At 70.1% G+C, this 19216-nt stretch carries 25 protein-coding genes; 6 read left to right on the top strand and 19 right to left on the bottom strand.

All coding sequences use genetic code 11. The features are described 5' to 3' along the window. Positions 1-9 precede the first annotated feature (9 nt). The 8 genes from ABZ459_RS41250 to ABZ459_RS41215 all read right to left on the bottom strand — a co-directional run bounded on the left by ABZ459_RS41250 (position 10) and on the right by ABZ459_RS41215 (position 6327). Complete coding sequence (locus ABZ459_RS41250; protein ID WP_357982882.1) at positions 10-651, bottom strand: response regulator transcription factor; 642 nt, start codon at positions 649-651, stop codon at positions 10-12. Continuing rightward, positions 639-1799 (bottom strand): histidine kinase, encoded by a 1161-nt coding sequence (locus ABZ459_RS41245; protein ID WP_357982879.1) that lies wholly within the window; start codon positions 1797-1799, stop codon positions 639-641. The genes ABZ459_RS41250 and ABZ459_RS41245 overlap by 13 nt, the downstream gene beginning before the upstream one ends. A gap of 61 nt (positions 1800-1860) precedes the next feature. Beyond that, positions 1861-2277 carry a thioesterase family protein gene (locus ABZ459_RS41240; protein WP_357982876.1) on the bottom strand — a complete coding sequence of 139 codons (417 nt, stop codon included), beginning with the start codon at positions 2275-2277 and terminating at the stop codon, positions 1861-1863. Next, entirely contained in the window at positions 2274-2891 is a 618-nt protein-coding gene (locus tag ABZ459_RS41235; RefSeq protein ID WP_357982873.1) for a TetR/AcrR family transcriptional regulator, read from the bottom strand. The genes ABZ459_RS41240 and ABZ459_RS41235 overlap by 4 nt, the downstream gene beginning before the upstream one ends. Positions 2892-2934: 43 nt before the next feature. Beyond that, a complete protein-coding gene (locus ABZ459_RS41230; RefSeq protein WP_357982869.1) occupies positions 2935-3324 on the bottom strand; it encodes a hypothetical protein in 390 nt (129 codons plus the stop codon). A gap of 103 nt (positions 3325-3427) precedes the next feature. Beyond that, a complete protein-coding gene (locus tag ABZ459_RS41225; RefSeq protein ID WP_357982866.1) occupies positions 3428-5227 on the bottom strand; it encodes an NAD(P)/FAD-dependent oxidoreductase in 1800 nt (599 codons plus the stop codon). A gap of 84 nt (positions 5228-5311) precedes the next feature. Further along, on the bottom strand, positions 5312-5842 hold the full coding sequence (locus ABZ459_RS41220) for a flavoprotein (RefSeq protein ID WP_357982863.1): 531 nt from the start codon (positions 5840-5842) through the stop codon (positions 5312-5314). After that, the gene (locus ABZ459_RS41215; protein ID WP_357982860.1) at positions 5839-6327 is read right to left on the bottom strand and encodes a helix-turn-helix domain-containing protein; all 489 of its coding nucleotides are present in this window, start codon (positions 6325-6327) and stop codon (positions 5839-5841) included. The genes ABZ459_RS41220 and ABZ459_RS41215 overlap by 4 nt, the downstream gene beginning before the upstream one ends. A 65-nt stretch (positions 6328-6392) precedes the next feature. Between ABZ459_RS41215 and ABZ459_RS41210 the strand changes: the two genes are divergently transcribed. Further along, a complete protein-coding gene (locus tag ABZ459_RS41210) occupies positions 6393-7217 on the top strand; it encodes an alpha/beta hydrolase (protein WP_357982857.1) in 825 nt (274 codons plus the stop codon). A gap of 28 nt (positions 7218-7245) precedes the next feature. On the opposite strand, the gene ABZ459_RS41205 is transcribed toward ABZ459_RS41210, so the two are convergent. After that, a complete protein-coding gene (locus ABZ459_RS41205; protein ID WP_357982854.1) occupies positions 7246-7917 on the bottom strand; it encodes an HNH endonuclease family protein in 672 nt (223 codons plus the stop codon). Positions 7918-8002: 85 nt separating this feature from the next. Here ABZ459_RS41205 and ABZ459_RS41200 point away from each other — a divergent pair, with 85 nt between their 5' ends. After that, positions 8003-8590 carry a hypothetical protein gene (locus ABZ459_RS41200; protein WP_357982851.1) on the top strand — a complete coding sequence of 196 codons (588 nt, stop codon included), beginning with the start codon at positions 8003-8005 and terminating at the stop codon, positions 8588-8590. 57 nt (positions 8591-8647) lie between these two features. Further along, on the top strand, positions 8648-9370 hold the full coding sequence (locus ABZ459_RS41195) for a helix-turn-helix domain-containing protein (RefSeq protein ID WP_357982849.1): 723 nt from the start codon (positions 8648-8650) through the stop codon (positions 9368-9370). Here the strand turns inward: ABZ459_RS41195 and ABZ459_RS41190 are convergent. The 3 genes from ABZ459_RS41190 to ABZ459_RS41180 all read right to left on the bottom strand — a co-directional run bounded on the left by ABZ459_RS41190 (position 9338) and on the right by ABZ459_RS41180 (position 11277). Beyond that, positions 9338-9991, bottom strand: a complete 654-nt coding sequence (locus tag ABZ459_RS41190) for a methyltransferase domain-containing protein (protein ID WP_357982846.1) — start codon at positions 9989-9991, stop codon at positions 9338-9340. The two genes, ABZ459_RS41195 and ABZ459_RS41190, sit on opposite strands and share 33 nt — an antisense overlap. Positions 9992-10054: 63 nt before the next feature. Next, the gene (locus ABZ459_RS41185; protein ID WP_357982843.1) at positions 10055-10936 is read right to left on the bottom strand and encodes a permease-like cell division protein FtsX; all 882 of its coding nucleotides are present in this window, start codon (positions 10934-10936) and stop codon (positions 10055-10057) included. Next, on the bottom strand, positions 10933-11277 hold the full coding sequence (locus ABZ459_RS41180) for a hypothetical protein (RefSeq protein ID WP_357982841.1): 345 nt from the start codon (positions 11275-11277) through the stop codon (positions 10933-10935). Before ABZ459_RS41180 ends, ABZ459_RS41185 begins: the two co-directional genes overlap by 4 nt. Before the next feature lie 271 nt (positions 11278-11548). Here ABZ459_RS41180 and trpS point away from each other — a divergent pair, with 271 nt between their 5' ends. Beyond that, positions 11549-12529, top strand: coding sequence for a tryptophan--tRNA ligase (gene trpS / locus ABZ459_RS41175; protein WP_357982838.1), 981 nt, complete (start codon positions 11549-11551; stop codon positions 12527-12529). Positions 12530-12591: 62 nt separating this feature from the next. On the opposite strand, the gene ABZ459_RS41170 is transcribed toward trpS, so the two are convergent. The 3 genes from ABZ459_RS41170 to ABZ459_RS41160 form a co-directional block, all read right to left on the bottom strand. Beyond that, positions 12592-14031 (bottom strand): hypothetical protein, encoded by a 1440-nt coding sequence (locus ABZ459_RS41170; RefSeq protein WP_357982836.1) that lies wholly within the window; start codon positions 14029-14031, stop codon positions 12592-12594. A 143-nt stretch (positions 14032-14174) separates the two neighbouring features. Further along, on the bottom strand, positions 14175-14597 hold the full coding sequence (locus ABZ459_RS41165; RefSeq protein ID WP_357982834.1) for a hypothetical protein: 423 nt from the start codon (positions 14595-14597) through the stop codon (positions 14175-14177). A 118-nt stretch (positions 14598-14715) separates the two neighbouring features. After that, positions 14716-14958, bottom strand: coding sequence for a hypothetical protein (locus tag ABZ459_RS41160; protein ID WP_357982831.1), 243 nt, complete (start codon positions 14956-14958; stop codon positions 14716-14718). On the opposite strand from ABZ459_RS41160, the gene ABZ459_RS41155 reads away from it, so the two are divergent. After that, positions 14939-15181, top strand: coding sequence for a DUF6461 domain-containing protein (locus tag ABZ459_RS41155; protein WP_357982828.1), 243 nt, complete (start codon positions 14939-14941; stop codon positions 15179-15181). The two genes, ABZ459_RS41160 and ABZ459_RS41155, sit on opposite strands and share 20 nt — an antisense overlap. 47 nt (positions 15182-15228) lie before the next feature. Here ABZ459_RS41155 and ABZ459_RS41150 read toward each other — a convergent pair whose 3' ends face one another. Further along, positions 15229-15501 carry a hypothetical protein gene (locus tag ABZ459_RS41150; RefSeq protein ID WP_357982825.1) on the bottom strand — a complete coding sequence of 91 codons (273 nt, stop codon included), beginning with the start codon at positions 15499-15501 and terminating at the stop codon, positions 15229-15231. Between the two features lie 92 nt (positions 15502-15593). Here ABZ459_RS41150 and ABZ459_RS41145 point away from each other — a divergent pair, with 92 nt between their 5' ends. Further along, positions 15594-16124, top strand: a complete 531-nt coding sequence (locus ABZ459_RS41145; protein ID WP_357982822.1) for a CbrC family protein — start codon at positions 15594-15596, stop codon at positions 16122-16124. Between the two features lie 47 nt (positions 16125-16171). Here the strand turns inward: ABZ459_RS41145 and ABZ459_RS41140 are convergent, their stop codons facing one another. The 3 genes from ABZ459_RS41140 to ABZ459_RS41130 form a co-directional block, all read right to left on the bottom strand. Then, positions 16172-16732, bottom strand: a complete 561-nt coding sequence (locus tag ABZ459_RS41140) for a GrpB family protein (RefSeq protein ID WP_357982819.1) — start codon at positions 16730-16732, stop codon at positions 16172-16174. A gap of 222 nt (positions 16733-16954) precedes the next feature. After that, positions 16955-17734, bottom strand: coding sequence for a hypothetical protein (locus tag ABZ459_RS41135; RefSeq protein ID WP_357982817.1), 780 nt, complete (start codon positions 17732-17734; stop codon positions 16955-16957). Next, on the bottom strand, positions 17731-18231 hold the full coding sequence (locus ABZ459_RS41130; protein WP_357982814.1) for a SigE family RNA polymerase sigma factor: 501 nt from the start codon (positions 18229-18231) through the stop codon (positions 17731-17733). Before ABZ459_RS41130 ends, ABZ459_RS41135 begins: the two co-directional genes overlap by 4 nt. Positions 18232-19216 lie beyond the last annotated feature (985 nt).

The raw sequence follows: 19216 nt of genomic DNA, 5'->3' as shown, positions 1-19216 counted from the left end.
TCCCGCCGGTCATCCCTGAAGGTAGGCCAGCACGGCCAGGACCCGGCGGTGGCCGTCGGCCTCCGGCGGCAGGTCGAGCTTGGTGAAGATGCCGGCGATGTGCTTGGCCACGGCGGCGTCGGTGACGACCAGCTCCCTGGCGATCGAGGCGTTCGCGCGGCCCTCGGCGATCAGGCCGAGCACCTGCTGCTCGCGTGGGGTGAGCCGGGCCAGCGGGTCGCGCCGCCGGCGCAGCAGCTGGCGCACCACCTCCGGGTCCACGACCGTGCCGCCCGCGGCCACCCGGTCGAGCGCGTCGACGAACTCGCGCACGTCGCCGATCCGGTCCTTCAGCAGGTAGCCGACGCCCGCGCCGTCGCCGGACTCCAGCAGCTCGGCCGCGTAGGTCTGCTCGACGTACTGGCTGAGCACGAGCACGGCCAGCTCGGGGTGGCGGCGGCGCAGGGCGAGCGCGGCGCGCAGGCCCTCGTCGGTGAAGTTCGGGGGCATCCGCACGTCGGTCACCACGGCGTCGGGGCGGTGCTCGGCGACCGCCGCGACCAGGGCGTCGGCGTCGCCGACCGAGGCCGTCACGGTGTGGCCGAAGCGTTCGAGCAGCCCGGCCAGCCCCTCGCGGAGCAGCACGGCATCCTCAGCGATCACGACGCGCACGGGATCTCCACTCGTACCAGGGTCGGGCCGCCCGGCGGGCTGGACACCGACAATCTTCCCGCCACCACGGCCAGCCTGTCGGCCAGGCCGGTCAGCCCGGTGCCGCTGGCCGGGTCCGCGCCGCCGACGCCGTCGTCGCGCACCTCGACGGCCAGCGTGCCGGCCGCCGTCCGGGCGGTGACCGCGGCCCTGGTGGCTCCGCTGTGCCTGGCCACGTTCGCCAGCGCCTCGCTGACCACGTAGTACGCGGTGACCTCGACGGGCGCGGGCAGCCGGCCGAGCTCCTCGGCGTCCACGTCCACGGGGACGGGCGAGCGTCCGGCCACGTCGCGGATCGCCGCGCCCAGCCCCCGGTCGGTGAGCACCTGCGAGTGCACGCCCCGGATCAGCTCGCGCAGCTCGGCCAGCGCCTGCCTGGCCTCGTCGTGCGCCGCGTCGAGCATCCGGGCCGTCGGCGAGTCCTCGGGCACGTCCAGCCGGGCGAGGCCGAGCGTCATCGACAGGGCGACCAGCCGCTGCTGCGCGCCGTCGTGCAGGTCCCGCTCGATCCGGCGGCGCTCGGTCTCGAACGCGTCCACCAGGCGCGCCCGCGACCGCATGACCTCGCTCAGCTCCGACCCGGCCGGCGCGAGCACCGCCCTGACCATCGCGCCGCGCGCCCCGCCCCACGCCGTGATCGTGTACGCCGCCACCGGCAGCAGCAGCACCCCCGCCACGCTCGCCACGGCGCCGAATGCCGGCACGGCCTCCGGCTGGACCACGGGGGACAGGATCAGCAGGACCGGCCCCCCGACGGTGAACCCCAGCATGACCAGGTCGATCCACCACATGGCGAACACCGTCATGACCGCGACCCCGGCCTCCCGCCGGCGCCGGTCGGGCACCTGCGGCAGCGGCACGGTGTCCACCAGGCGCAGCCGCACGCGTTCGAACCGGGCGATCAGCGGCACGACCAGCGCCAGCAGCACCGGTACGAGCAGCAGGCCGGCCGGCGATTCGGTGAGCCCGACCACCGTGACCCCGAGGGCGACGGCCGCCCCCGGGACCACGCTGCCCAGCAGGTACGCCACGCACCGCCACGGCCAGGCCGACCGCAGGAAGGCGGGCGGCCGCTGCGTGAGCGCTTCGAGCGCGGTCCTGTTTCCCACCCGGTGACCGTATCCGGGGACGGGAGCGGCCCGCAGTAGTGCAGGGTCTACCGTCGGCGGCTCAGCCCACCATCAGCGGCTCGGCGGCGGTACGCAGCTCGGCGCTGAACGGCGTGGGCCGGAAGGTCTGCGGGTCGAGGTTGACGTTGACGCGGTAGCCCTCGGCGTGCACGACCGAGCGGTCCTCGGACAGGACGCGGAAGCCGTAGACGCCGCTGGTGCGGCCCATGCGGTCGATCCAGAAGTCGACCAGCACCTCGCCCGCCCCCATGACCGGCGCGCTGTAGGTGATCTTGAACTCGCGTACGGCCAGGTAGAGGTCCTTGAACTTGGAGATCGCCGGGTCGAAGCTCCAGCCCTGCTCGGCCCAGTAGGCGGAGATCGCGCGCTCGACCAGCAGGGCGTAACGCGAGTTGTGCAGCAGGCCCATCGCGTCGAGGTCGTCGAAGTGCACCTGGGCAGGGCGGGTCTGGGTCACGCGAGCTCCTTCAGTCGGTCGTGGACGGCTCGGCGGGCCCGCTCGTAGGCGGCCTCGCCCCTGCCGAGCAGGCGGGTGTGGGTGACCACGGCCTCGCCCAGGGCGTCGATCTCGTACGCGAGCTGCGCCGGGTCGGTCTCCGGGGGCAGCTCCCCCAGCTCGACCGCCTCCCGGACCAGCCGCTCGATGAACCTCAGCCAGTCGGCCATCGACTCGGCCACCCGGTCCTTGACCGGACCTGGACGGTCGTCGAACTCCACCCGCGCCGTGTAGAAGAAGCACCCGCCGGGCAGGACGCCCTTCTCGTAGAAGCGCAGGCGGGCCTCGTGCAGGGCCAGGACGCGGGCCACGCCGGGAGGGGCCTTGAGCGCGGGCTTGACGATCTCGTCGGTCCATTGGCGGACGGCCCACTCGATGGTGTCGAGCTGGAGTTGCTCCTTATCCCGCCAGTGTGCGAAAAATCCGGATTTGCTGACCCCGGCGGCTTCGGCCAGCCGGCCCAGGGTCAGCCCGTCCAGACCGTGCACCGAGGCCAGCGACACGGCCTGCCCGAGGATCGCCTCGCGGCTGCGCTGCCCGCGCGCCCGGCGACCGTCTTCCTTCACGTCGGCCATGTCGCCAGCATACATTAACGACCGATCGTTCAGATAGGTGGGGTCAGGCCCTCCCGTAGCGCACCGCGACCGCGTCGAACATGCTGACCGCCGCCGCGGCGTCCGCGTCCGCGAGCGGGCGGCCGAGCTGGGGATCGTTGCCGTCGAGCCCCGACTCCCGCTCGACGATCCGCGCCACCTGGTACATCAGGTCCACGACCCGGCTCGCGGCCTCACCGTGCCACCGGTACGGCACGCTGATCCCCCAGCCGCCCTCCCAGTGGTTCACGGAGATGCCGGTGCCCTCGTGCTCGAGGTCCCAGTTGGGCGGGTCCTCGAAGATCGTCACGTCGCCGAGGAGCGCGCGGGCCTGGGTGACGACGTTGTTCCAGGCCACCATGTCCGGCGGGCGCGGCTCGTCGCCCTCCGAGCCGAAGTACAGGTCGTAGCTCATGGTGGACGAAACTAGTGCCCATCCCTGACGAATCCGCGCAAATATCGCGTTCGCCCGAGCCCGCGCCCGAGCCCGAGCCCGCGCCCGAGCGCGAGCGGCCGGATCATTCCGCCTCTGCGCGCTTGCGGAACTCCAGCCCCTCGAACGCCCCCGACGTGCGCCAGCTGTCGATGTAGGCGAAGTACGCCATCGCCCCCTGTGGATGGCCGATGTTCAGCCGACCTTTCCTGCCGGGGTCGTGGCCCTCGTTGTTGTAGTAGCCGGGCGTGCAGTCGGCGGAGGCGCCCAGGATGCTTCCCGGGCCCGACAGCAGCAGCTCGATCCAGGCGTCCTCGGCCTCCCGCGTCGCCTCGACCTCGTCGAAGCCCTGGTCGAGCGCGTGGCTGACGATCGTGGCGATCGTCCGGCCGGCCTCGGTGAGGTTGTGCGGGATGTTGGAGATGAGGTTCGCGCCCTGCGTGGGCTGGACGACGAAGGCGTTCGGGAAGCCGTGCGCGTGGATGCCGTGCAGGGTGCGCATGCCGTCCGCCCAGCGGTCGGTGAGCCGGACGCCGTCGCGGCCGGTCAGCTCGTAGCCGGCGCGCCGGGTGTAGTCGGTGGTCACCTCGAAGCCCGAGGCGTAGATGACGCAGTCGACCTCGTACTCGACGCCCGCGGCCACCACCCCGCGCCCGGTGACGCGCTCGACGCCCTTGCCGTCGCTGTCCACCAGGTGGGTGCCCGGCACGTTGAAGGACTGCAGGTACTCGTCGTGGAAGCAGGGACGCTTGCAGAGCTGGCGATACCAGGCCTTGAGCCTCGCGGCGGTCTCCGGGTCGGCGACGATCGCGTCGACGCGGGCCCGGATCTCCTCCATCTTCTCGAAGTCGGAGTCCTCGTACGCCTGCGCCATCTTCTCCGGGGTCAGGTCCTCGGGCGGGAGGGCCGCGATGCGGGCGCGGACGCGGCGGGCGATGTCGGTCCAGCCGTCCATCACCAGGTCCTCGTCGACCAGGCCGCCGGTCTGGTTGCCGGTGAAGTTCTCCAGCCAGCGCTGCTGCCAGCCCGGGGTGGCGATCCCGGCGAACCAGGCGGGGTCGGTGGGCCGGTTGTCGCGTACGTCCACCGAGGAGGGGGTGCGCTGGAACACGTACAGCTCGGCGCAGGCGCGGGCCAGGTGCGGCACGCACTGGACGGCCGTCGCGCCCGTGCCGATGACGGCGACGCGCTTGTCCGCCAGCCGGTCCATGGGCGCGCCCGTGGGGTCGCCGCCGGTGTAGTCGTAGTCCCAGCGGCTGGTGTGGAACGCGTGCCCGCGGAAGTCGTCGATGCCCGGGATGCCGGGGAGTTTGGGCACGTGCAGGGGGCCGATGCCCATGACCACGAACCGGGCGGTGAACGCGTCGCCGCGGTTCGTGCGGACTGTCCAGCGCGACCGGGACGCGTCCCACTCCAGGTCCTGGACCTCGGTGTGGAAGAGCGCGTCGTCGTACAGGCCGTAGTGCTTGCCGATGCGGCGGCAGTGTTCGAGGATCTCGGGGGCGTGCGCGTACTTCTCTGTCGGCATGTGGCCGGTCTCCTCCAGGAGCGGCATGTACACGAACGACGCGGTGTCGCACTGGGCTCCCGGGTAGCGGTTCCAGTACCAGGTGCCGCCGAAGTCGCCGCCCTTCTCGACGATCCGCACGTCGTCGACCCCCGCCTCCCTGAGCCGGGCGCCGGTGACGAGCCCGGCGAACCCGCCGCCGACGACGGCCACCGTCACGTGGTCGGTCTTCGGTGCGCGCTCGGTCCTCGGCGTGTACGGGTCGTCGAGGTAGTGGGCGAAGCGGCCGGTGAGGCGGACGTACTGGTCGTTGCCGTCCGGGCGGAGCCGCTTGTCGCGCTCTTCGAGGTATTTGCGGCGGAGGGCTTCCTTGTCCATGCGTCCTCCGGGGACGAGGTTCCGAATTCCAGAATGTCATTCGCGAATCTCGTTCGACAAGGCCCGCGGCCCGCCGGCCTCCCGTCAGGGGCGCAGCGCCGTGAGGGCGCTCTCCCAGACGTAGGTGTCGTTGCCGTCGCCCGCGCTCGGGGCGTGCGGCTCGAACTGCCCCGGCCCGATCAGGACGCGCACCCCTTCCGACCGCAGCTCCTCCACGCTGCGCCGGAAGGGCGCGCGGGAGGCGAGCGCGCTGTTGACGAACGGCAGGACGACCACGGGGATGCCGAGCCCCGGAGCCTCGGCCAGCAGCCCGAGCGCGTAGGTGTCGGCGACGCCCATGGCGAACTTGTTGATCGTGTTGTACGTGGCCGGAGCGACGATGATCGCGTCGGCCCTGGGCGGCCTGGGCTCGTGCGGCCTGCGGTAGCGGCTGCGGACCGGGCGCCCGGTCAGGCGCTCCAGCTCCGGCACGTCGACGAAGTCGAGCGCCGAAGGCGTGGCGACGACCTGGACGGCCCAGCCCTCGTCCTGGGCCGGGACGACGAGCCTGGCCACGTCGCCGGCCGGACCGGCCGCGCACACGATGACATAGAGACTGCGTGCCGGTGTCTTCACGGTTGAGATCGTAGGACGCCCGCCGCCCCCTCGACATCGCGCACGCGGGCGGCGACCTCCGGCGTGAGATGGCGGGCCAGCACCTCCAGGGCGGCGGTGACCTCGCGGACCGCCTCGGGGCCCGGATCGGGCAGGACGGCGGCGAGGGCGTCGTCGATCGTGGCGGCCCTGACCTCGGCGACCCGGGCGGACGGCGTCGCCGCGGGACGGATGAGCCGCCGCCGCCGGTCGGCCGGATCGGGCACGCCCTCGACCGACCCCGTGGACTCCAGCCGGGCGACGGCCGTGGACACCTGGCTCTGCGGCAGGCCGGTCCGCGCCGCGATCTCGCTGACCGTCGTGCCGGGATGGGCCACCACGTCGCCGAGGACGACGAGCACCGTACGGACCGAGCCGCGCGGGCCGTCGCCCTTCGGTTGAGGCATCGCCTGCTCGCCGATCTTCATGAGGGTGCGGCCGAGCAGGAACAGTTCGACTCCGTTCATGAAGTCATGATACATCTATATCGATGCATCGATTTAGATGCTTTTCTCTCACGGAGGAGACCCACATGAACGCCCTTCCCGTCCCAGGCGCCACCCTTCACTTCCAGGTCGAGGGCAGCGGCCCGGTCCTGTTGTTGTCGCAGAGCGGCGAGGGCGACGCCGACCGCACCGCCGACCTCGTGCCGCTCCTGGCCGACGCCTTCACCGTCGTCACCTACGACCGGCGCGGCCTGTCACGCAGCACCCTCGACCCCGCCGCGCCGCCCGTCACCATGGCCGACCACGCCGACGACGTCGCGCGGCTGCTCGCCGAGGTCGCCGACGGGCCCGCCCTGATGGCCGGGTTCAGCATGGGGGCCGCGATCGGCCTGCGGGTCGCGGCCCGCCACCCCGGCGTGCTCGGCACGCTGATCGCGCACGAGCCCGTGCTGCCGAACCTGCTGCCCGCCGCCGGCCGCGCCGAGCACGTGGCCGAGCTGGCGGCCATCCAGCGGGCGCACGCGGAAGGGGGGCTGGCCGCGGCCGTCCCCGCGATCACCCGGCACCTCGGCATCGACCCGGCCCACGACGAAAGCGAGGACGGGCTCACCCCGCAGCCGCTCACGGCCAGGCGGCAGGCCAACTTCGGGTTCTTCATCGGGACGGAGTTCACAGCCGTCATGGAGGACGACCTCGCCCCGGCGGAGACGGTGGGCACCGGGACCCGGGTGATCCCGGCGATCGGCCGTGCCACCCGGCCTTCGGTGCACACCTACCGCTGCGCGCTCGCGCTGGCGGAGCTGCTCGGCACCGAGCCCGTCACGCTGCCGGGCGGCCACAACGGCAACACGGCCTTCCCGCGCGCGACGGCTCGGGCGCTCAAGGAACTGCTCGCTCCCGGCCAGGCGTGAACGTACGGCCGGCCGGATGCACGGGCGGTCAGCGGCCGCAGGTGCGCAGCATGTTGGACAGCGCCACGCGCTCGCTGCGCGTCACGAACAGGCGGTAGTGGTGTTTCACGGTGATCCACGAGGTCGCGTAGCGGCACCAGTAGGCGCGGCGGCGCGGACGCCAGCTCTGCGGCCCCTGCCCGCCCTTGGCGATGTTGGCCGAATGGCTGACGGTGACCAGCTCAGGACGGGTGAGGTCGTTGGCGAAGGCCCGCCGCCGCGCCTGGCTCCACCTCTTGGCGCCGGAGCGCCAGGCGTAGGCCAGCGGGACGACGTGGTCGACGTCCACCAGGCGCTCGCTCTTCAGCCGCCTGCCGTCGTACGGGCTGTACCAGACGCCCTTGACCGGATGGCAGGCCGCGTTCCTGCGCACCCGCCGCCCGTCCCGGGCCAGGACGGTCTCGCGTACGTCACACCTTCCCTTGTGACGTCCCCATTTGGGCTGGAACCGGCGATGGGTGTAGCCGCGCAGGGATAAGGGCCTGGCGACCCGTAGCTGGGCCAGCATGCGCCGGGCCCGCGCCGTACTGGCCTCGGCGCCTGCCTGGGTGCGCGCGCCGGACTGCGCCGCGGCCGGCTGCGGCGCGGCGACGACCTCGGTGATCGGGATGACCAGAAAGGCGAGGACGGCCATCAGCGCGGCCCGTCTCAGGAAGATCATGCTTTACCCCATACCCACCCACGACGGACCTCCTCCAAGTAGATGGCCAGCCCTCCGCAAGTGGGGCTGCGTACCTTCCCGAACCATGAGAAAGATCCCTCTCCTCCTCGCCGCCCTGACCGCTGCCTCCGCCACCGTGCTGCCCGCGACCGCGTCCCTCGCCTCGGCCTCCTCCGCCGGGAAGACGCTCTCCTTCCGCGGCATGACGCTGCGGATCCCCGCCGACTGGAGGGTGTACCGGTCGGGCGACCACGTCGTGGTGGTGACCGGGTTGTTGTGCAAGAAGCCGGAGCCGTTCGCGCCCGACTGCGAGGGCTTCTGGATCTTCGGGCCGAAGGACTACACGAACGTGCCGGTCGGCGGCGGTTCCGTCACGTACACGGGCAAGCAGCAGTTCCATCCGTTCAGCGGGGTGATCCCGTGCCCGTTCAACTCCAACCTGAGCTGGTATCCCGGCGAGAAGGCGTCCTACCGCGGGCTGCGGCCGATGGGCGCCGGGCACAAGGCGAAGTACACCACCTGGCCGAACCGCTGCGTGACGAACGACACCGGCCGCACCACCGCCAGGTGGAACGAGAAGGAGTGGTTCCTGCCGCAGTCCAGGATCCTGGTGGTGGACGCCTGGAACACCTACGGGCTGGCCGGCGTGCTCAAGCGCGCCACGTGGAGCTGATCCCCCGGGTCCTGATCTCCGGCACGATGGGCGGTGGTCCGGCAGAGGGGGTGAGGAATGACGAGCCGGTTCTTCATCGGTGAGGGGTACGCGTCGTACCAGGGGCCGTCGGCGGACAACTCGCTCCATCGTCACGCCGCGTACCAGGTGACGGCCGCCGTGGCGGGCGAGGTGGCCGTCATCGACGAGCGGGGCACGTGTCATCGCGGCCCGGCCCTGATCATCCCGCCCATGGTCCGGCACCGCATGCCCGGGGCGCCGCACGTCCGCATCTGGTTCGTCGAGCCGCAGTGCTCGTACGCGTCCGCCCTGCGCGACCGCTGCGCCTCCGAGCCCGGCGCCTCGTCCGCCGGCGGTGTGATCACCGTGGCCGCCGACCTGCATGCCCTCCGCGAGGAGGACTTCCGTCTCGTCGCGTCGCCTCGGCCGTCCGGGGCGCTCGATCCGCGCCTGGTGGTGGCGATGGAGGTGCTGACGTCGCGCAACCTCCTTGTCGCCGACGCGGCCGCGCAGGCCGGGCTCTCCCCCCAACGCCTGCGCGCGCTGGCCCGGCTGCAACTCGGCATGCCGCTCGCCCGATGGCGCATCTGGCGGCGGCTCACCCGCGCGGCCCGCGCCCTGGCCGACGGCCGCTCGATCGCCGAGGCGGCGCTCGACGGCGGCTTCGCCGACCAGGCCCACTTCCACCGGCAGCTGCGCGACATGCTGGGGCTCACGCCGGCGACCGTGCTGCCGCTGCTGCGCCGGTCAGCCGCGGTCGGCGACGTAGACGGAGATTGAGCCGGTCACCGTCCGCACGACCTCCGCCTCGCGGACGTCCGCGAACCCCGCGTCGGTCATCAGCTCCGGCAGCACGCCGTCCGCGTTGGGCTGCGTGTCCCGCACCCCGTCGGCCAGTTGCACGACACGGAACGCCAGCCGCATCGACGCCGTCCGCTGCCACCCGTAGTCGGCGATCACCAGCCTGCCGCCCGGCCGCAGCACGGCGTGCATCGAGGCGAGGATCGCGCGTTTCATCGGCAGCGGACATTGGTGGAGGACCAGGCTCGACACCGCCGTGTCGGCCGAACCCGGCCCCAGCAGGCCGGTCAGCGCGTCCCCCATGCCGAGCCGCCATTCCGGGGCCGTGCCGTTCGCCCTGCTCTTGCGCCGCGCCTGGGCCAGCGTTTCCGGATCGGGGTCGACGCCGACGATCCGGGCCCGCGGTTCGAGGCGGTGGAGCAGCATGGCCTGCGAACCGGTGCCGCAGCCGACGTCCACGATCGTGTCGTCGGGTCTGGGGGCGACGTGCATGGCCACCAGGCTGCGCCACAGGCGTTCCCGCGTCAGAGCGACGACCGGGTCGTACAGGCGGGTGAACTTCAGCCGTCCGAGGGCTGGGGTGAAGGTCTGTTGCGACATGAGCGCAGTCTCAGCCGTACGCCGCCCCCCGGTCTTGAACAGAACGCTCGCGCGTCGACGCTGCTACTCGCATTCCCGGGTTCGGGCTTCGACGTCCTGCAGCCCGTACTCGGACCAGAGCCGCGCCCCTTGCGACACGCACTCGTGGTCCCCCACCTGGCTGACCCCCGGCATCTTCGCGAGACGGTGACGCCAGGGACCGCGGTTCACCTCCGGCTGTATCGACAGCCGATACGACTCGGGCATGTCCGACACCCTGGTAGCCGCGATCAACGTCTCATTGTCCGCGTACGTCTCGACGAAGTGGCGATAGGCCGTCTTCTGGTCCTCGTATTCATACGATTCGAGGCCGGGAATCCGCTCGATGACGGCGACGATCGCCTTCTTCTCCTTGGCGGTGGCGGCTTTCTTGTTCGCCCCTCCCCGCCCGTGCCGGCACTCGGGCAAGGAGGAATCGCCCGTGCAGAGGAACACGGAGACTTCCACACTCCAGTCCGGCCGGGTCACGCGACGGGTCTCCAGCTGATCGACCACCAGCCCGACCCCGGGCCGCCGATCGGCCGCATTCACGATGTGAGCCCGATCAGCCACCTCGGAGACCCGGATCCAGAACGACTCCGGCATGTCCTTGGCCCGCACCTCGTCCAGCATCTTCCGCTGACCGGCGAACTCCCGCCGGAACTCCGCATAGGACGCCGCCCGGCTCACGAACCTGACCTCGGTCACGCCAGGCGTGGAGTTCAGGAAAGCCTCCATGTCGCGCCGCTGTCTCGCCGTCGCATGCCGTTTGTCACACCTGGACACGGTCGGCGCGCACAGGAAGACCGCGATCTCCTGGTCATCGCCGACATCGCTCTCGGGAACGGGCCCGGCCTCGGCCTGCCCCGCCATTCCCGAGAACGCCAACACAACCGCGAACAGCAACCGCCATGACCAGCGCTTCACCGAACTCCTTGTTTCCACGAACCAGTCCTGCTGCGGGGGCGTCGCCGGCGTACCGGCGCGGTCCGGGAGTCGTAGCCGGACCATCGCACCATCAAGATGGACAGGCCGACGACCGTCGTCACCGCACCGGAAGCGGTGGCCAGAAACGCCAAGCCGTTTTCGCCGTCCGGATCGCCTATCCCGGGCGGGCCATTCTTGGCCCATTCGCCCATGGCCCATGCCTGAGTGGCGACCAGCACCCCGAAAAGGGTCGTGACCGTTCCCAGCAGATAACCAGGAGTCCGCGCCCACACGCCTTTCACGGCGAGCACGAACTGCCCTATCTCCAGGCGCATCGCCACGGGCACATGATCCCGGACCAACCCACCAAACCACCAGACGTTTAACCATACTCATCGACCAGCGGACCGCCCGTTCCAAACCGGGTGGTACGGTATGCGTCATGCGGATGATCCACTCATTTCTCGGTTGGTGGCGCCCCTAACAGGGCGGCACTGCTCATCCGCGCAGACCTGACACAGCGGCCGCCCAGTCCCGGGCGGCCCGTCGGTGTCCTCATCCCTCGGCCGATCCAGGACGAGAGGCGGCTCCCGACCTGAGGGAGCTCCACCGATGCCACGACGTCTCACGGGTTTCACGCCGTCCGGCGACCTGCACCTCGGCAACTACTTCGGCGCCATCGCCCCGATCATCGCCGGACAGACCACCACGGACACCGTCGTCTTCATCTCCGACCTGCACGCGCTCACCCTGGACCACGACCCCACCCAGGTGCACCGGCGAACTCTGGAGTTCGCCACCCTGCTGCTGGCCGCCGGCACGGACCCCGAGTCCTGTCTGTTCCTCGTCCAGTCGCACGTCCCGGAGCACACCGAACTGCACTACCTGCTCGAATGCACCACGGGCTACGGCGAGGCCCAGCGGATGATCCAGTTCAAGGAGAAGTCCGGCCGCCAGCAGCAGGTCCGCATGTCGCTGCTGACGTACCCGATCCTCATGGCCGCCGACATCCTGCTGTACGACACCGACGAGGTCCCCGTCGGTGAGGACCAACGCCAGCACGTCGAGCTGGCCAGAACCGTCGCCCAGCGGTTCAACACCCGGTACGCCCCTGTCTTCACCGTGCCCACGACGGTCAACCCGCCGGTGGCCGCCCGTCTCATGGACCTGACCGCCCCCGCCGACAAGATGAGCAAGTCGGCCGCCACGCCGGGCGGCGTCCTGCGCCTGCTCGACGAGCCCGACGTGCTGCGGCGCAAGGTGATGCGCGCGGTCACCGACGCGGACAACACGGTCGCGTACGACCCCGACCGCAAACCCGGCGTCTCGAACCTGCTGGCCATCCTGGCCGCCTGCACCGGCCGCGCCCCCGAGGACCTGGCGTCCCGGTTCGACCGCTACGGCGAGCTCAAGGAGGCGGTGGCCGACGCGGTGGTGACCACCCTCGCCCCCATCCGCGACCGCTACCTGCACCTGTCGGAAGACCCCGGCCACGTCCAGAAGGCCCTGCGGTCCGGCGCCGAACGAGCCCGCGACCTGGCCGGCGCCAAGATCCGCCAGACCAAGGCAGCCATCGGCCTGCTCCCCGCCTGACTGCGATCCCACCCCCGCCCACCACGCCCGCCTCCGGCCCCGCACCGGAGGCGGGCCATGCGTCACTCGCCGATCAGGACATGAGCCCCGTCAGAGCCTTCACGAGTGCGGCCGAGCACCCGCAGGAAACGGCGACCATGCAGATACAGGCTGTTCACGGGAAGCCAACCGGTGGTGCGGCTGATACCGGCCCCTTGCAGATCCTGGCGGACGTGCCGGCCGAGCAAGTTGGCGACCGCCTGCCCATGGCGGCTGCGGGTGACCTTGAACTCGGTGAACCTGCACGTGTCCGGTGACGGCTGCTGCAACTGGATCTCCACCGTGCCGAGCACTTCTCCGGCCACCAGATCGCCCGGCGGCCGCTTCTCGTAGGACCAGCGGCGAAGGTCCCACACCCGTGGTTCGTCGTGGGGTTGCGCCTGTCGTACGTGCGTCTGGCCGTCGTCCTCCACTACGACGACGTACCGGACCCGGTTGTCGGCGCACGGAGTGAGGTACAGGTGACCACCTGAGCAGAGCGGATCCCAGTGGTAGGCGAACCAGGTCAGCGACGCGGCGAGCTCAGGGTGGGCGCCGGCCCACCGGTCGTCGAAGAAGAACCACTGTTCGTACGTCCCGTCGCCGCCGTGGACGAACATCTGGGCCACGTGTTCACCGGTCCGGACGACGGTCCCTTCCTGATCGGCCGCAAGGAGCCGCACCGCTTCGGCATGCGAGTCAGGCAGGGCACGCTCCTCGCCCGACCCCCGCGGGTGCTCGGGCCATCGGCTGCAGCGCTCCAGCGCGGCCTCTATGCCGTCCTCGCCGGGTGCGACCAGCAGGCGCAGCACGTCCAGTTCTTCAGGCCACTCCTCGGTGGAGGCGTCCAGGTCCCGTAGCGCCGCACCGAACTGCGGCAGTCGCACACCGGGCAACGCATGAGTGGGATTCCAGCCGATGCTGTCGTGCCTCGCCTTGCAGGTGAGCAGTACCGCGAAGACGCACCCTTCCCCCGTAGGCGATCGGCCGGTCAGCTCGGTGACCCGCAGGGGCGGTGTGAACGTCGTGGCGCCCGCAACGGGATCGACGACCTCGGGCAGCGGCCCCTCGTGCACGGCGAAGGCCCACCGCTCCGGAGCCGCCGCGACCGCGGCGTCGTCGACGAGATAGTAGGCCACGTCGTAGTCCAGCCCGTTGGCGAGGACGCGAACGCTGTGCTCGTCGACGTTGCACTGATAGACGTCCGGGATCCGCGTTCTGGCAAGAGTGCGGAGCTCCTGCATGGTCTCGGGAGCCGGGCCGCCCTCCGAGAAGAGCCAGGGCAGTCCATCGAGATCCGCACCCAACTCCCGCATGAGCCAGTCATGGAGGTCCTGACCGGCGGCAGCACTCCAAACGTTCCGGACCCACTCCAGCACCGTCGGCTCAGCCAGGCGCCGGACCGACTTCCCCAACAACCCTTGGTTCCAGGATCGATAGACCACGTACATGGGCGGCCTCTCACAGCTGAGCAGCATGATCACGGCCACATTGCCCGAGCTTGTCGGCATTCACAACTCACGTGAAGCAGGCCATCGGTGAGAGGCAGGTTCGCCCACTCGGGCCCGCGGTTCGCCGCCGACCTCGGCTGGGCACCCCCCGTCGACGGACAGCCCGGGTCCCGGCGTCAGAGCAGCGCCAGGCAGATCGCGAACGGAAGGGGGATGAGCACTGCCGTGCCGAGCCGTGCCGCAAGCCCCCGCCCGCGCCGGACCGGGAGAACCACGTCGACCACCACCACCAGCGTCAGGATGACGATCCCGGTCACCGCCAGGAGGAACATGACGATGCCCGCGTGATCGAGCGTCGTGTAGTTGCAGTTCACCAGGACCGGTTTGGCAAGGTCCTCCGTGCTCCTGCAGTCCATCGGCAGGTAGTCGGTCAGCAGCCACCGTGCCAGAGCGAGCGGCAGGGTCGCGGGCACGCCGAGCGCGAGGTTGACCAGGGCTGGGCCCAGGAGCCCGCTCGTTGCCCGTCCCTCGCGCCGAGCAGGCGGGCCCGTCCTGAAACCCTCTGCTCCTGGTAGCCCACCGGGGTCGACATCGGCCACATTCGGAGCGTACGGGCCTTACGCACGCACCGGCGCCCCACCCCCGGCCGGCGACGGAGGGGGCACGTCTGAGCGACCGTTGCCGACCGCTCCTTCTGGCACGCTCATGGCACGACGATCAACAGATGAGGTGGTGCGGATGGCGTACACCTACGCCGATGTGGCCTGGCTGGCCGAGGACGATGAGCTGGGCGATCTGTGGTGCCTGACCTTCGTACGCGGGGTCGGCGAGGTGGAGGCGCTTCTCCGACTGGGCGCTGACCAGAACAGCATCCGACCGCTCACCCATGACGAGCTGCTGGACGACGGCCTCTCCCCGGAGACCGTGCTCGCCGGACGCGGTGGACGGAGAGCTGATCACCTACTTCAACCCCAAGACCCCGGAATGGCGGCACGGAAGCGATCCTGATCGCCTCAACGACCTGATGAGGGAGTCGGGCCTCGCCCCCGAGGACGGACCCGGAACCGGTGCCGAAGCACCGTCGTCGGCGTCGGGAGCGCTGCTCCTCGCGGCCCGGCTGACCGGCGTGCTCCTGACCCCGGACATCGCGAAAGGACCGCTCATGAGCGGCGTCGTCGGCTGACCTGCCCCCGTGCCACACCTACAGGCGGCTTGAAGCGGGACGGCCCATCAGTCGCGCAGGCGAATCGCGGCTTCGATACGAAGCCCGACACCGATTCCAGCGAAAATGAGCGACCCGAGGAAAGCATTGGTGGAGAGCTCTTTCTGGAGAATGAAACCGAAAGCGATTACCACTGCTGCAAGTATGAGTGCGGCGTTCCCCAGGGACTTCACAGTCAGGGCGTCACCCGTCGCGGTTTCAGGGGTGGCGGCGTCATCGGGCTCATTCACACGGCAGAGCATCTCATCATGCACGACGAGAGCAAAAGAGTTCAGCAGCACAGACAGCGAATCATGATATGGCGCCCGGTGGACGGGCCCGGCCCGTGGCGCCGCGCCCCTGATCCCCCATGAGCCCCGCGTACGCTACCGCCATGCTGCCCGATTTCGCCTATCACCCTGACCCGCTCAATACGGGATCGGTGACGGCCTCTGATGCCGCCTGTGTGTGCTGTGAGAGACAGAGAGGCTACGTCTATACAGGGCCGGTCTACTGCGTCGAATCTCTCGCCGGCGAGCCCTGCCCCTGGTGCGTCGCGGACGGAAGTCTCGCAACCCGCTTCGATGCCACCCTCGTGGACGTGTATGACGCCCCAGGCGACGTCCCGACGGAGGCGATCGAGGTCATCAGTCGCCGAACCCCCGGTTTCTCCACTTGGCAGGGGAACCGTTGGCTGTTCCATTGTGGCGACGGAGCCGCTTTCCTCGGCGCGGTCGGGGCATCGGAACTCGCCGCTTACCCGGACGCACGGGAAATGCTGCGCTTCGAGCAATCCACGGGCGGATGGTCTTCCGGGCAGGTGGAGGAATTCCTTGCCGCGCTCGACAAAGACGGAAACCCGACCGGCTACCTGTTCAGATGCCGCAACTGCGGGATCCACCTGGCGTACGCGGACTACACCTGACCTCGCGTGTTCACGCCGAGCCCGACGAAAGCTCGCGACCGGGCATGTCACTTCGGAATCTCATCGTGTGACGGCACCTGGTTGTCATTCATCGATGCTCGTTCAGCGTCAGTCAGACCGGCTTCCGCGAGGATGGCCTGCACCGTCGCGTTCTTCCCTCGCCCGTATTCGTCGCCGTCGGCGGCGTTCCCGGCGACGTGCTTCTTCACCATGGCGTACTGGTCGCGAAGTCTCGAGTTGGTTCGCAGGACGTCTCTGACCGCGAGGTGATTGCGCAGCGACAGCGAACCGTCAACGATGACGTAGGTGTGGGTCCCGGCGAGTCGTGCGGGTTCCCTGAACGCCCATCTCTGGGGGATCCCCCGCTCGCCCAACGGCGAGAACCCCAGGCCGATCAGGACGTCCGTGGCGGCCGCGACATCTTGTTCGGCCACCACGATGTCGCAGTCGATGATCGGCTTGGCGGCCAGCCCGGGGACCGACGTGCTGCCGACGTGTTCGATGGAGATCACGGCGACTTCGGCGGCTGCCAACGCCTTGGCGTACTCCCTGCGCAGTGCCTCGAACCGATCCGGCCATGTGGGGTCGTAGTCGACAACCGTGATCACGGCTGGAGCCTAGTGGGCGGGGCAGGTGCGCGGGAAGTTCGGCTGCCGGCCACATTCGGTGGACGCGGCGATCAACCACGCTCCCGATCACCCGAGCACAGACGCCGGCCGGCCACGTCGTGTCCCGCCCGCCGTCCGGGACCGGCTCCAGGTAGAGGGTCGCGGTCCCGTTCGTCCGGTGCCCCTGTCGGGCGGGACGCCGGCCATCATCGTGTCCGGCGATCAGGAACGATCGACGGTGGCGGGGGCGGTGATCGGGCGGTCGTAGACGCCGACCGCCCACTCGCCGGGCTGCTCACCGACCTCCGCCGAGAGGCGTTCGAGCACGTCCGGGCGAGGAAGCGAGACGCCGGCCGCCCGCTCGTCGCACGCCGCCCCCTTCTGGAACGGCCGGCAGCGGCCGAGTTCTTCGACGACCCTGACGACGGGGGCGTCCGAGGGGAAGACCCATACCTGGATCGTCTGCCGGTGCTTGAGCCATTTGGCGGGCGCCGACAGCCGGTCGTGGTGGCCGCCCACCCCGGCTCCGCACCGCCCGGACGTGCCGCCCGATTCACCACCCTTGAGCGGGACCGAGACGACGACCCAGGCTCGGGGATCAGCACAGACCACGTTGTAACCGGTGGAGGCGCTCGTCGGTGTGAACGTCACGGTCCGGCGGACGCCTGTCGTACCGAAGCTCTGGGAGTGGATGAGGGGAAGGGTGAACCTCTCGGCTCCCAGCACTACGGGGTACGTCTCGGGCGGTTCCGGGGGCGTCTGGATCCGCGCCGAGCTGGGCGGCTGGGCCACCGCGGCCTGGTCGGCCCGGTCGGGGCCCGTCAGCATGACGGCAGCGGCGATGGCGACGGCCAGCACCCCGACGTTCAGCGAACGTCGGGCCCGCCGCATCCGGCGGCCTCGGCGGATGATCGCATCGAGGTGGGGGACCGGTTCCCTACCGGTCGCGTCGTGGGCGTACGTGTCCAGGAGCGTGCGCAGGTTGCTCTCCGTGTGCCTCATCGCTGGAGCTCCTCCAGGTTCATGGTGCGGATGTCCGGATCGACGCGCAGACGCGTCAGGGCCCTGCCGAGCTGGCTCTTGACCGCGCCCAGCGAGCAGCCGATGATGTCGGCGATCTGGGTGAGCGTCCGTCCCTCGAAATAGTGCAGGACGATCACCGCCCGCTGGCGGGGCGACAGGGCGGCGATGGCTTTCCACAGCGCCGCCTGGTCCCCCACGGCGGCCGCGTGGTCCTGCGGGTCGGCCGTCTCGGGCAGGGTCTCGACCGGCACCTCGCCGCGCCACAGCCGGCGCCACCAGGTGGCGTGGGTGTTGACGATGATGCGATAGACGTACGGATCGGGGTTGCCCTCGATCCGCCGCCAGGCCACCCATGCCTTGGCCAACGCCGTCTGCACCAGGTCCTCGGCGGTGCCCCAGTCCCGGGTGAGGAGGTACGCCATCCGGCACAGCCGTAGATGGCGATGCGCCACGTACTTGGCGAACCCGTCGTCCATCAGTCATCTCCGTCTCGTCGTCTCCGGCGATGACTACAACGTGGGAGGCACGTACGGATGACAGGCACTCGCGTCGCAGTCCGACTGGACCTACGGGTTCCGCGCAGCGACGAGGTTCAGCCCGGTGCGGAGCAGACCTTCTTCGCGTAGCCGGCAGATCACCGACGCGCTGCGAAGGCACAGCTACGACGACACCGCCGCTCAGGTCTCATTCACTCCGGCGGAACAAGCATGTGATGTTGTTACGGCGGTTGACGGCGGACGGCAGGACGCTGGTGGCCATGTGCTCCAATCGCCATCCCTGAGCCTCGACCGCCTCGATGAGCGAACCGATTTCGGGGAGGCTCCTCCCTTGAGACGCCTTGTTCAAAGCTGGCCGTTGACCGCCCAGGTCGCGGTAACCGAGCAGACCGTCACTTGGTCTGGATTCCGTAACGGCCACCGTCCCAACTGGGATCTCGTGGCGCTTGGTCCTTTTGTCTTCGACAGGCAGCAATACGAGGCGGCCCTCCGCAGAACCGCCGCCTCTCCGAAGCTGTCTTGACCGTCATCTCGTGATTGCTCCCGAGGCTGGAGCGCCTCCTCGGCGTGGAGCTGGACTGAACCAACCCGGCTGGGGGTTGGATGTAGCCCTACGATCACCGCTGCGTGGCCAGCCGCCGGGGCGATCGACAATCCCTCAGCGCGGCTCACTGAGCGTCCTACCGGACGACGCCTTCGTCTTCCTCGGCAAGCGCGGACCTTCGCGGCAACTTCAACCTGCAACGACGCCGCTCAGCACGCAGGTCGCATTCCCCGTGACTCCCCGCCGTTCCCTCTGCTTCCCCACCCCATCGGGCACACCGGGGATGTGAACATGTTCGCTCCAGGCGGCCGTTCAATCTCCCCCTTGAACCGCGCCGGGTTTGTTGGAGACCGGGTTACGTGGCTGGGGCGAGAGTAGCTGACTTGATTTCTGCGCGGTAGAGGGTTTCGTATTCGGCGG

The sequence above is a fragment of the Nonomuraea sp. NPDC005692 genome (assembly GCF_040631115.1).
Classification (GTDB): Bacteria; Actinomycetota; Actinomycetes; order Streptosporangiales; family Streptosporangiaceae; genus Nonomuraea.
The sequence above is the reverse complement of the archived record's forward strand: the minus strand, read 5'-3'. Positions and strand labels throughout refer to the sequence as shown.